The organism is Hymenobacter qilianensis, assembly GCF_014489555.1.
Taxonomy (GTDB): Bacteria; Bacteroidota; Bacteroidia; order Cytophagales; family Hymenobacteraceae; genus Hymenobacter; species Hymenobacter qilianensis.
The window spans coordinates 1,974,935-1,987,004 of record NZ_CP060784.1; the positions used below are offsets into that span (position 1 = coordinate 1,974,935).

Below are 12,070 nucleotides of genomic sequence, written 5' to 3' on the forward strand. Positions count from 1 at the left end.
GCGGCCGCTGCTGTTTCCGGCGAGCTATCTGCTCTGCCTCTATTCGATGAGCCCTTCGCTGACGGCGAACTTGATGAGGGCGGCGGTGTTTTTGGCCTGGGTTTTCTCGATGATGTTCTGGCGGTGGGTTTCGATGGTGCGCTTGCTGGTAAAGAGCTTGTCGGCAATCTCGGCGTTGGTCAGGCCCTCGGCAATGAGGGTGAGCACCTCCAGCTCCCGCTTCGATAGGTCGTTGGCTTTGCGGGTTGCGGTGTCCGGGATCGGGCCGCTTGCAGTTACCTGCTGAAGCAGATTTAACCCTATCTCGGTGCACAGATACTGCCGGCCCGACGCTACCGTGCGGATGGCGTGGGAAATTTCGGCTACGTCGGCATTTTTGAGCACGTACCCGGAGGCGCCGGCATTCAGCATCCGTACCACGTAGTTGGGGTGGTCGAGCATAGAGAGAACAAGCACTTTTACATCCGGGAAATCACGGCGCAGGTGCGGCATTGCCCCAAAACCGTCCATAACGGGCATATTCACATCCATCAGCACTACGTCGCAGGGAGTGGTGGCCAGCTTATCCAGCAGCTCCTGACCATTGTTGGCCTCAGCCGTAATTTCCAATCCAGCATCTTCGGTAAGCAGCGCACGAATACCATCACGAATGATAGCGTGGTCGTCGGCCAGAATTAATCTAATCATAATACAATAGCATAGTTGGCAAAAAAGGCCAGTGAGGGAGAACTATTCAGGCACAACGTCAACTATGGTAAAATCGGTCCTTTGCAAAGGAAATGAACTCGATGAACAGGAACTTAAATGTAGCGTTTCAGTTCCAAAAAATGAGGTAGAGGCAGCTACTTATAAAGCAGGGTGGAGCTCCGAAAATGGCCCCCAATGGCTTGTGCTCCCTTGGGTATTTGCTTACTCACTAATCAGTTTCGGCGTTGTCTTTGGCAGTGCCTTTTTAGCTGGGATGAAGCGTTTTAAGGCATTAAATGTTTTGGATCATAGGCCGAATAGCCTGCTTATAAGCCCATAAAAGCCCCCAGCGGCGAACAAGCCGTATGCGGCCGTGCCCGCCCCGATTGCTGGGCAAACGGAGCAGGAACAGCCCCAATTATTTATGCGGGTGTATTATGAGCTAATAAGCTGCACTAAACTGATTAGCTTGCGGCAACTACAGGCTTTGGCAACCGAAATTGCTTGCTGAAGTTGGGGTGCTTATTTTGTGAAAATTCGCTGCCAACACTTGGCATCAAAGCTCAAACAACAGCGCCTCATTTCGGTTAATATTCGCACTCCCGTTATTCTATCTACTATTCATGATCCGCATCATTCTTATAGATGATCATGCCATTATCCGCGACGGCATCCGCTCCCTACTCCGCGAAGAACCCGGATTAGAGGTAGTAGGGGAGGCTGGCAGCGGCGAAGAATTGCTAACTACCTTGGCTACCACCCCTGCGATGTGGTGGTGCTTGACCTGAACATGCCCGGCACCGATGGCTTTGCCACGATTCCGCAGCTGCGCGAGCAATACCCCGAAGTGCGGATTCTGGTGCTGTCGATGCTGGATAATGAGCGCTACGTGGCCCAGGCCATTGGTTTGGGCGCTTCGGGCTACGCTCTAAAGAGTACCGGCCGCGCCGAGCTGCTTTACGCCATCAAGACCGTAGCAGCGGGGCGGCCTTATCTGTGCACCGTTATTGGGCTGGCACTGCTGCGGAAGATGCACTCGCTGGAGTCGCCTAGTAGTGCTGTTGCTCGAGCTGCCAGCGGTCTATCGAAGCGGGAGCTGGAGGTGCTCACCCTCATTGCCGAGGGCCTGACCAACGCCGAGATTGCCGACAAGCTCTTCACCAGCAAGCGCACGATCGAAACCCACCGCCAGAACATCATCGAGAAAACCCAGGCCAAAAACACCGCCGCCCTCATCAAATACGCTGTGAGTCAGGGCATGCTCACTGATTAAAAAGCCCCCCAGCGGCAGAATTCAGAACAGAGTAAACCGAAAAGACCTTTCCAGCGGAAAGGTCTTTTCGGTTTGTAAATCTCGAAGAACCACCGATTTGTTGACAAACACGTCGGGCGCCGGCCCCGCAAAACGCCTTCGTGCCATAGGTGACATCTGATGAGAAAACCTGCAAGGGGTGCTTACAGCTTATCCTGCCGGATAAGGCCCCGATATACCTGCAGCAGCCGCGGCTGCGGCACTCCCAGCCAATAAAGCAGCGTCAGGAATGAAAACACGGCCTGTAGCCGAAAAACGCCGTTCTGCAGGTATTTGCGGGCAGATGTGGTAACCGTGCCGGGCAGCACCCGAAACAACCCATGCCGCCGCAGCCGCCCCACTATTTCCTGGTCTTCCAGCATGATCAGGTGCGTGCGGTAGCCCCCGGCTCGCTCAAATACCGCTCGGCGCACAAATAGGCTCTGGTCGCCGAACCGCACGGCATCGACATTGAAGCGCGTAAACCAGCCGCTCAGCCGCAGAAACCAGTGCGGGTGATTGAAGGCCAGGCGGTAGCAGCCGCTGCTGTAGCCATGCGGCCCCAGCGCGTGCCGGATATCGGCTAGAAAACCAGGCGGCGGATATGTATCGGCGTGCAGGAAATAAAGAATTTGCCCCCCAGCCGCAGCCGCCCCATAGTTAAGCTGGGCCGCGCGCCCCTTCTGTGGACAAAGAACCACGCGTGCACCGGCTTGCCGCGCCAGAGCGGCCGTATCATCAGTGCTGTGCCCATCCGCCACAATGATTTCTGCCCCCGCATCCGGCCCGCACACCGCGCTCAGATACGTGAGCAGCTCTCCTATGCAGTCCGCCTCGTTGAAGGTGGGAATGATAACGCTGATGGTATCCGGAGCAGATGAGCCGTGAATCATGGCGGGCCTGGGCACGGTTAGCTGGAAGATTATGCTTTAGAAAATAAGTGCTGAAATATACCTCATGCCTGACACTGGCCCGCTACGCCTACCTGAAGAGCAACCGGTCTGGTTTATAAGTAACCATGGTTAGGTAACATTTCGTTATAAATAATATTGAAATATTATAAATAAATGGTAGATTCATAAGTGCGTTGAAAACTTGATCCAAGTGTTTTGGCAGTAATTAATGGTAGCGCCTACTAATTGCACAGGAGGATGTTGGGAGGTAGCAGATAAACATGGGTATTGATTGCAAGTGATTAGTGAACAGTAGATTAAACGATTTATTTATCTACTCATATTCAACCTGTATTGCCGCCCTATTTGATACTCATTTATGGCTCCCTTTGTCCTCTATATCCAGCGAACTATCAAATGCCTGGCGGCTCTCCGCCTCTCATTAGCCCGGCGCTATAAACCAGCACAGATGGTTCTGGGCAGTATTGTACTGCTCCTGCCTGTTTATACTTCCTCAGCTCAAAACCTCTCGGGCTCAGGCAATAAGCTGGCCTTTAATGGCCTGAATACCTACATAAATTGTGGGACCAGCAACCGCGGCATCACCCAGCGCGTGACGGTGGAAGCCTGGATTCGCACCACTAGCAGCGGCAATCAGTGGGTTGCCAGCAAATACCTGAATTCCTTGACAGAAAAGAAAGGCTTTCACCTGTATATAAGTAATGGCCAGCTCTACTTTAATGGGTACACCAGCGGGGGAATATCGGTATCGTCGGGGGCCTCGGGTACGCGGGTCAATGATGGTCGTTGGCATCATGTAGCCGGGGTCTGCAATCTGAATACCTGGCAGGTGTATGTAGATGGCGTACTGGAAAACAATGCGACTTATCCGTTCCTGACGGCAGATTTGGCCACGAGCTCAGCCCTGGCTATTGGCGTATACATCGCTCAATCCGAAAACCTGTTTCAGGGTGATATTGATGAAGTCCGGGTGTGGCGCACGGCGCTTACTCAGGACCAGATTAGGGCGAATATGTGCCGCAAGGTTTCGCCCGTGCCCGACGAATTAGTGGCCTATTATTCCTTTGATCAAAGGGCAGGCGCTGTTGCTATTGACAAAGGCAGCGACCCAACCAACGGCAGACTTATCAACTTCAATAACGACGCCTGGCAACCCTCCGGGGCCGCCATCGGTGATGCCAGCACGTACGCCTACGGCCCTGATCTGGGTGCCACGCGCCTGCGACTGGCAGCAAACAATGGGGACTCGGCTATTGTGACCAACATCACAACCCAAACGGATGGGGTGCAGCTTTATGCCGTAAATGAAAAGCCAAGCGAAGAACCAACCGAGGGCACTAGCGCCGACGTGTACTTTGGCGTATTTAGCCGGGGCAATTCCGGTACCTATGACTTCCGGCTTCGTCCGGCCGCTGGCTTGAGCGGCTCCACTATCTACACGCGGCCCGCTAATGATGGTATATGGACAACCACCGCCGCCGTACCAACGCCCAACTCTCTGCTGCTTGTCCAGCAGCGTTACCGCGCCGAATACATGCAGGCCAATGTGCCGCTGCCGGTGGAGCTGACGGCCTTCTCCGCTCGTCGTGCCGGCCCCCTGACGGTCGCCCTCACCTGGCAAACGGCCTCGGAGCAGAACAGCGCCGACTTCACCGTGGAGCAAGCCCCTGACGGCTATACCTTCACCCCACTGGGCAGCGTAGCCGGACAGGGTACCAGCAGCCGGCCCCACGCTTATAAATTCACTGCCTATCCCGCGCCGCATGCAGCCTACTACCGGCTGGTACAGCGCGACCTGGATGGTACGCTGGCTTACTCGCCCGTCGTATTTGTTGGGGCGGCCGATGACACTCCCGCCGTGGCTTTGCAGCTCGTGCCCAACCCGGCCCACGACCAGGTGCGGCTGCCTGAGCTAGGTCCTGAGGCGACGCTTCAACTGGTGGATGGGTTGGGCCGGCTGGTGCGTACGGGTACGGGTGCGTTGCTTTCCCTGCGGGGGATAACGCCGGGGCTTTATATACTGCAAGCTGCCACACCTGGTCGGGCCCCACGCACGGCTCGCCTGCTGGTAGAGTAAGATTGTAGGCGGTATTCCCTCATTTTCCCGATTGTCTTCACAAAACGAATAATGCTTTCAGGCCAAGGCCGTGCGAGGAAGCGACGCAAGGTCGTCCGGCAGATTTATTACAAAAGCCTAATCCTCAGCGTTATGATATGAAAAGCCAAAACCCGTTTTCTACCTTAGAAAACGGGTTTTTATGTGGCCCCGGCGAGAATCGAACTCACATCTAAAGTTTAGGAAACCCTTATTCTATCCGTTGAACTACGGGGCCAGATGCGCGTGGGGAGTAAAGGTAGCCCCAAACCATCGGCTCAGCCAAACCCGGCGCCGGGGTGCCTGCGTATAGGCGGCAGGCGCGGCGGGTGTTGCGCCGTTCGTTTTAAGGTTTTTGGGTATAGTATGGGCTTACTGGAGGATTTGCACGCGTCGCGACGGGCAGCAGGTAGCGGGCGAAAATTGCCCCCCGGTGCCGACGACGATGGGATGCAGCCGGCCCTGCTGTTTATTCCGGATATCAGCGGCTTTACGCGCTTCATTGAAGCTTCGGAAAGCCCCCTGGCCCCTTTTCTGATTGCCGACCTGCTCGAAATCCTGATCGAAGCGAATACGCTGGATATGGAGGTGTCGGAGATTCAGGGTGATGCTATTCTGTTCTATCGGTTGGGGCCGCCGCCGCCGGTGCAGGAGCTGGTGGCGCAGTGTCGCCGCATCTTCCTCGATTTTCAGAATTACCTCCGCTTGGTGGAGCGCGACAACGCCTCCGAACTAGGCGCTGCGCTGCGCGACAACGATCTGACCCTCAAAATAGTAGTGCACTATGGCCGGGTGAACGTGGCGCACATTCGGGAATTTACCAAGCTAATGGGCCGCGACGTTATTGTGGTGCATCGCCTGCTCAAGAACAATATCAGCGGCGGCGAATACCTGCTGCTGTCGGAGGGCTACCTGAAAACGCAGAGCCTTACTGACTTGACGCGTAGCTTTTCCTGGACGCGCCTGCTAGGGGCAAAACCAACTACGAATATCTCGGCGACATCAACTACCGCTACGCCCACCTCACGCCCCTGCGCCTGTTGCTCAACGGGCATCACTCGCCCGATGGAGCGCCCAGTGGCCGCGGCAACTCACTGAAAGTGCGCCACACCGTGCGTGTGCCCGCGGCTTACGCCCTGCGGCTGGTGCGCAATCTGCGCTTGCGCTACAGGTGGCTGGAAGGCGGCACCGCAGTATACTACGACCTCAGCAAAGCCGACCGCCTGGGTACCAGCTACAAGGTGGATATCAACAAGGGGCAGATCGACTTTCAGACGGTGCAGAGCTTCCAGGGCGAGGAGCGCATCGAGTACGTGGAGAAAATCTCGCACTTCCGGCTTTTTCCGAATTCCCTGCTATTCTTCTTTATCGAAGCCGTGGACGAGCGTTCCTGCCTCATTACCCTCGATTTTCGCTACGGCTACGTAGCCAGCCCGCACTCTCTGATTCGCTTCGGCCAACTGCGCCGCGTGCACCGCTTCTGGGGTCGCTCTCTTCGTAATCTGGTTGCTCTGGGCGAGCGAATGGCTAAGGTGTCAGTAAAATAGCTATGTTTTTAGGTTCATTACCAACAAAAAAGCCCCCGATTGAGTCTGGAGGGCTTTTTTGTTGATGAATAAAGCATCGGCGCTACGCTTTATATAATAGCACAATACCGAATGACAACGCCGTCAGAATCAGACCCACCATGAAGATGGTGTAGCTGATGCGCAGCAGTCGATATTTACGGCTGAGCACCTCGCCCAGATAGTAAATATCGGTTATCATGTTGGTGTACATCAGGTCTTTATCGCGCATCAGCTCGTACATGCCGCCCTGAAAAGCATCGAGGCTGAGCTTGGTGAAGTTGCCGAAAAACAGGATGTTGATGCGGCGGTTGGTGGCAATGGCCGGGCTTTTCTTCAGCCACTTAAAGGTCGTTACGTCGGGTTGGGCCGAGAGAATAGCCGATACCACCGAGCCCAGCGCCGTGGCTACCAGCAAGCCCATAGGCACCGTCAGGATAGGATTGCGGGTGAAAGCCGGCCCGATGGACGACGTTTTGGCCCCCAGATAAGTAATCAGGATAGACAGGATAACCGCGTTCAGGCTGATCATCATGTTGGCCTTATTATCAGCCATTTGCGAGAGCGACACGTGGTTGTCGTACGTCGTTCGAAACATGGTTTCTACGCCGCGCTTGCCCTCGGCGAAGTTGCCTTGTACCTCCTCTTTCTTCTTCTTTTCCTTTTTCTCGATCTTCTTGAGACGATCCTTCTGATCCTTAATGTTCTGCTTGTATTGCTCGCCGTAGCGCTCCTTGGCCGCTTGCGACCGGAACTTGGACGCCACCAGGAAATCAAGCTGAATTTCTGCCCACTCAGTGTTCGAATAGCTGCGGCCTAATATGGTTTCCCACTCCGCGCGCATGAGCTCACCGGAAGCGGAAAAGTCTTCCCGACCCAGGCTGCACAGGTCTGCATCTACGAGTATTTGCTGCATCTCCGTTTCGCGGGGCTCGTCGCGGTGGGTTGCCCTGATCAGATCCTGAACTACCGCAATGCGGTCGGCGGGGTAGCCCTGCGCCTGTAGCCATTCCCCGGCCCGCTCCATGCTGCGGTACTCGTGGCCGTCATACGTATCTATATAGCCTGTATCATGAAACCAAGCGGCCAGCTCCAGTGCTTCCTGGTCGCTTTCGTCCAACTCAGACGCTGCCCCGAGCGCCCGGACCTCCTTTACCGTGAGATTGGTATGTTTGAGGGAATGATAAACAAGCTGCTTAGGCAACTTTTCCTCGAAAAGTGTCGTGATATAAGCCTTAGCCTGCCGCAGAATTTCTGCTTTAGCCTTTTTTATAACTGGGGTTGTCTCCATGAGGGAAGTTGAGATGCCGGGCTGACGGGAGGGATGCACCCATAGCTCCTAATTGGCTTAAAACGCGAATTGGTTCCTGAGGTTTTTTGCAATAGCTCAACCGCACAGCGTCTGCCTGCGTAGGGCATGCCATTGCAGCGTCTCATGATGAGCTAATTCTGTAGTCAGCCACTTGAATTTTAAGTTTACCAATTTTTAATTAAACTTTTAGTAGGTTTTTTTAACTTCGGTAAACCTCCGATTACAAGCTATTTTTGCTTTCAAAATCTTTACAATAGCTGTTTATACTTCCTTATGAGAAGGTTTACTCTGTCTTGTTATCTGCTGCTTATGAGCTCGTTTGGCTTGCCCACGACCATGGCGCAGACTACTCAAGCTCCCCATCCCGAACGCCCCAACTACAATCATGGAGGGGAAAACTGGAAAACAAAAACGCCCCCCCATAGCAGTACCCTGCGCTACTCTGTATTTCTGATTGGTGACGTTGGCGCCCCGGAACTAAAAGAGCCAGGTGAGCCCTCGCTCAACTTTATGCGCCGCGAGATGCTCGTTGCCGGCCCGAAAAGCACGGCCATCTTCCTCGGCGACAACATTTACGAGTACGGTCTGCCCGAGGAAGGCGCCTACGACCGCAAGGTTTCGGAGCAGCGTATCACCGCCCAACTCGATATTCTGCGCGACTACGAAGGCGAAAAATACATGGTTCCGGGCAATCATGACTGGAAACAGGGAAACAAGGGCAGCTTAGAGCAGGTAAACCGGCAGCAGCGCTTCGTGGAAGACTACATGATGCGCGACTCGACGGCCTTTTCCTACACCGGCGACTTTTTCATTCCCCGCGATGGCTGCCCCGGCCCTTTCGAGGTCCGATTGCAGGACGACCTGGTAATGATTGCCATCAACTCGCAGTGGTTTTTACAGACTAAGGAGCGGCCTTACGGCTCTAATAGCGGCTGTGGTGTAGCCAACGAAACGGACTTTTACACCCAGCTCGAAGACATTATTCAGCGCCACAAAGACAAGAATGTGATGGTAATTGCCCACCATCCACTATTCTCCGATGGTATTCACGGGGCTTTTTCACCCTTGCCGACCATATTTTTCCGCTGTCTATTGTCTATAAATACGCGTTTGTACCCTTCCCCGTCATTGGCTCGGTTTATCCATTCGCCCGCAAGTACGGCGGCATAAGCCAGGATATTCCGCACCCTCTGTATCAGGCCTACAAAAAGGGCCTGATGGATATCTTTCAGAAATATCCGAACGTGGTGTATGCCAACGGCCACGAGCATAACCTGCAGTATTTTAAGGTAGATGCTACCCACTTTATTACTAGTGGCTCGGGCTGCAAAACCCAGCACGTGCGCACCGGCCGCGATGCCGGCGCCATGTTCTCCGACAAGGAGAAAGGGTTTTCCCGGGTTAATTACTACGACAACGGCGAAGTCTGGACGGAGTTCTGGGTGCCCAATGGCAATGGTGAAAATGGCCGGTTGGTGTTTCGGTACCCTATGTATGCTAAGCAGTTGCCTCAAGCGCTGGCGCAGGCCCAGACCGATTCGACCAACGCCTCCAACGCCCTCGGCCCTCGCCGCGACTTCCGCGACAGTACCGTAACCCTGGCCGTCAACCCGCGCTACGCTCAGCGCAGCCGGTTTTTTCGTACCTTCTTCGGCGACCACTATCGCGCCGAATGGGCCACGCCCGTTCGCTTCCCCATCCTCGACTTAGCTACTGAAAAAGGCGGCCTGACGCCCTACCAGATTGGGGGCGGCAAACAGACCGCTTCGTTGAAAGTGCGCAACGAGGAAGGCCGCAACTACACGCTGCGGGGCATTAATAAAGATCCTTCGGCAGTTTTGCCGGAGTCGCTGCGCGACGGCGCGGCGAAGGACATCTTGCAGGACCAGATTTCAGCCCAGCATCCCTATGCCTCCTTTGTGCTGCCGCCCCTGGCCTCGGCTGCTGGCATTCTGCACACTAACCCGGAGATGCGCTATATCCCGCAGGACCCGCTGCTGGGCCAGTACTACGAGCGATTTTCAAACACGCCAGCAGCCCTTGAAGAAGACCCCAAGGATGACCAGAGTGACGTAGCCTCGTTGGGTAATGCTACCAACTTAGTGGGCAGCGACCGGGTGCTGGAGCGCCTCATTGACGACAACGATAATAAGGTGAAGGAAAAAGCCTTCGCCCGCTCGCGCCTCTTCGATATGTGGATCGGCGACTGGGACCGGCACGAAGACCAATGGCGCTGGGCCGAAAAGAAGGATGAAGAGGGCGACCGAACCTTCACGGCTGTACCTGAGGACCGCGACGTGGCCTTCTTTAAAGGTGATGGCATTTTGCCTTACCTGATCAGCCGGGGATGGGGCATTCGTAACTTCCAGAATTTCGGCTACGACTACGCTGACTATAAGGGTCTTAACCTGACTGCTTTGGCCAATGACCGGGTGTTTCTGGCCTCGGTAACCAAGGAAGATTGGGTGAAGCACGCGCAGGAAATGAAAGCGGGTCTCACCGATGAGGTGATTGAAAATGCTTTCCGTGAGCGTTGGCCGGAGCAGATCTATAAGCTGCACGGTCCCGAAATTATTGCCAAGCTGAAAAGCCGGCGGGAGCTGTTGCCGGAGTTGGCAGCCAACTACTACGAGGTAGTTTCCAAGATTACGGAGGTGAAGGGCAGCAGCAAGCGCGAAAAATTCGTGGTAGATCGTCTGCCTAACGACAAAACCCGCGTGACGGTGCAGAAGATAAACAAGGACGGTGAGTTCACTAAAATCCTCTACGACCGCACCTTTGATAATAAAGTCACGCAGGAAGTGCGCTTGTATGGTTTCGCCGGCAACGATATTTATAACATCAACGGCGATGTGAGGGATGGCCTCAAGCTGCGCATTATTGCCGGCACCGACCGCGACTCGATTGTAGACAAATCGAACGTGCGCGGCATTGAGCACCAAACACATATCTACGATGCCGATACCGGCAACGTCATCATTAAGGGCCGCGACACCCGCCTGCGCCTGGAGCCCGGTATCGATGTGAGCCGCTACGATAACCCGAACCGTGCCGACCGTAAAGATTACCGTCTCGATTATCTGGGGCCGGCGCTGTACTTCGGCTATAACGTGGACGACCGGCTATTCTTTGGCGGTGGTATTACCTACCGCAACTATGCTTTCCGGAAGGAGCCTTTCGCTTCGGATCAGTCGTTGGTAGCCAACTATTCGCCTTCGCAGAAAGCGTATAACGTGCGTTATAAAGGCCAGTTTACGGATATGTTCGGTAAGTACGACCTGAACGTGACCAGTCAGCTTTATGGGCCGCAGCTGCTTTACAACTACTTCGGTGAGGGCAACGACACGGACAATATTCTGGAAGACCGGGAAGGCCGCGTCCGCAACCGCGACATCAACGAAACCTACCGCATCCGCTTTTCGCGCTTCTACTTCTCGCCAGTGCTGGAAAAGGATGTGTTTAGCTTCCTCAAAATCGGATTTGGCCCCCAGTACGACCAGTTCCACGTTGAACGTAACCCCATTGGCAGCGAGATTGACAAAGGCCTCGTTGAAGACAACGGCGTAAGTGGGGCCGCTGTCGGCATCCGCTCCTCCGACTTTGGTATGAATCGCTATGCTGGGGGCGTTTTTATCTGAACATCGATGCCGCCAGCTCCCCCAAAAACCCGCGCATTGGTCTGCGCTGGTACAACTCGGCCGAGTATAACTTCCAGATGAACGGGGAGCGACTCAACTTCGGGCGCCTAGCCTCGGAGTTCCGGTTTTACCTCACTCCCAACTTTCCTTTCCAGCTCACCTGGGCCGGCCGAATTGGCGGGGCGCGCAACCTCGGCGACTATCGGTTTTATCAGGCCAATACGCTGGGGGCACCACCAACCTGCGCGGCTACCGCCGTACACGTTTTGCAGGTCGCAGTACTGTATATGCCAACGCCGAGGTGCGCCTTCAGCTCTTTACGTTCAACGCTTACCTCTTCCCGGCCAAAATCGGGGTGATGGGACTTGCGGACGCCGCCCGAGTGTATAGCCAATACGATGAGCGCACTGGCTTGGGGGCCTTTCATACCGGAGTAGGCGGTGGCGTGTGGGCCGATATTCTAAAGCAGGTGGTAATTAATGCTACTTATTCAGTAGGTGAAGAGAACCTGGTTTTTGTGGGCTTCGACTTTCTATTCTGACGGAATAGCAACGTAAAGAATGGCCAG

At 54.8% G+C, this 12,070-nt stretch carries 13 protein-coding genes and 1 tRNA gene; 10 read left to right on the top strand and 4 right to left on the bottom strand.

Annotated features, from left to right (window positions below; genetic code table 11):
* Window positions 1-39 precede the first annotated feature (39 nt).
* Window positions 40-687: a response regulator transcription factor gene (locus H9L05_RS09155; protein ID WP_187733895.1), complete on the bottom strand. Its 648-nt coding sequence runs from the start codon at window positions 685-687 to the stop codon at window positions 40-42.
* Between the two features lie 64 nt (window positions 688-751).
* On the opposite strand from H9L05_RS09155, the gene H9L05_RS09160 reads away from it, so the two are divergent.
* The 3 genes from H9L05_RS09160 (at window position 752) to H9L05_RS09165 (ending at window position 1,960) form a co-directional block, all read left to right on the top strand.
* Window positions 752-1,027: a hypothetical protein gene (locus H9L05_RS09160; protein ID WP_187733896.1), complete on the top strand. Its 276-nt coding sequence runs from the start codon at window positions 752-754 to the stop codon at window positions 1,025-1,027.
* 283 nt (window positions 1,028-1,310) lie between these two features.
* Window positions 1,311-1,475 (top strand): response regulator, encoded by a 165-nt coding sequence (locus H9L05_RS23465; RefSeq protein WP_223284841.1) that lies wholly within the window; start codon window positions 1,311-1,313, stop codon window positions 1,473-1,475.
* Window positions 1,457-1,960, top strand: a complete 504-nt coding sequence (locus H9L05_RS09165) for a LuxR C-terminal-related transcriptional regulator (protein WP_262892658.1) — start codon at window positions 1,457-1,459, stop codon at window positions 1,958-1,960. The genes H9L05_RS23465 and H9L05_RS09165 overlap by 19 nt, the downstream gene beginning before the upstream one ends.
* A 182-nt stretch (window positions 1,961-2,142) precedes the next feature.
* Here H9L05_RS09165 and H9L05_RS09170 read toward each other — a convergent pair whose 3' ends face one another.
* Window positions 2,143-2,886 carry a TIGR04283 family arsenosugar biosynthesis glycosyltransferase gene (locus H9L05_RS09170; RefSeq protein ID WP_223284842.1) on the bottom strand — a complete coding sequence of 248 codons (744 nt, stop codon included), beginning with the start codon at window positions 2,884-2,886 and terminating at the stop codon, window positions 2,143-2,145.
* 364 nt (window positions 2,887-3,250) lie between these two features.
* Between H9L05_RS09170 and H9L05_RS09175 the strand changes: the two genes are divergently transcribed.
* Window positions 3,251-4,969, top strand: coding sequence for a LamG domain-containing protein (locus H9L05_RS09175; protein ID WP_187733897.1), 1,719 nt, complete (start codon window positions 3,251-3,253; stop codon window positions 4,967-4,969).
* A gap of 184 nt (window positions 4,970-5,153) precedes the next feature.
* Here H9L05_RS09175 and H9L05_RS09180 read toward each other — a convergent pair.
* Window positions 5,154-5,225, bottom strand: a tRNA-Arg gene (locus tag H9L05_RS09180).
* 128 nt (window positions 5,226-5,353) lie between these two features.
* Here H9L05_RS09180 and H9L05_RS09185 point away from each other — a divergent pair.
* Window positions 5,354-6,085, top strand: coding sequence for a DUF2652 domain-containing protein (locus H9L05_RS09185; protein ID WP_187733898.1), 732 nt, complete (start codon window positions 5,354-5,356; stop codon window positions 6,083-6,085).
* 2 nt (window positions 6,086-6,087) lie between these two features.
* A complete protein-coding gene (locus tag H9L05_RS09190; RefSeq protein WP_187733899.1) occupies window positions 6,088-6,534 on the top strand; it encodes a hypothetical protein in 447 nt (148 codons plus the stop codon).
* A gap of 82 nt (window positions 6,535-6,616) precedes the next feature.
* Here the strand turns inward: H9L05_RS09190 and H9L05_RS09195 are convergent, their stop codons facing one another.
* The gene (locus tag H9L05_RS09195) at window positions 6,617-7,843 is read right to left on the bottom strand and encodes a Pycsar system effector family protein (protein WP_187733900.1); all 1,227 of its coding nucleotides are present in this window, start codon (window positions 7,841-7,843) and stop codon (window positions 6,617-6,619) included.
* A 330-nt stretch (window positions 7,844-8,173) separates the two neighbouring features.
* Here H9L05_RS09195 and H9L05_RS09200 point away from each other — a divergent pair, with 330 nt between their 5' ends.
* From H9L05_RS09200 to H9L05_RS09215, 4 genes are all read left to right on the top strand, one after another.
* Window positions 8,174-9,034 carry a metallophosphoesterase gene (locus H9L05_RS09200; protein ID WP_187733901.1) on the top strand — a complete coding sequence of 287 codons (861 nt, stop codon included), beginning with the start codon at window positions 8,174-8,176 and terminating at the stop codon, window positions 9,032-9,034.
* A 47-nt stretch (window positions 9,035-9,081) separates the two neighbouring features.
* On the top strand, window positions 9,082-11,502 hold the full coding sequence (locus tag H9L05_RS09205; protein ID WP_187733902.1) for a metallophosphoesterase family protein: 2,421 nt from the start codon (window positions 9,082-9,084) through the stop codon (window positions 11,500-11,502).
* 77 nt (window positions 11,503-11,579) lie between these two features.
* The gene (locus H9L05_RS09210) at window positions 11,580-11,861 is read left to right on the top strand and encodes a hypothetical protein (protein WP_187733903.1); all 282 of its coding nucleotides are present in this window, start codon (window positions 11,580-11,582) and stop codon (window positions 11,859-11,861) included.
* On the top strand, window positions 11,861-12,043 hold the full coding sequence (locus H9L05_RS09215; protein ID WP_187733904.1) for a hypothetical protein: 183 nt from the start codon (window positions 11,861-11,863) through the stop codon (window positions 12,041-12,043). Before H9L05_RS09210 ends, H9L05_RS09215 begins: the two co-directional genes overlap by 1 nt.
* Window positions 12,044-12,070 lie beyond the last annotated feature (27 nt).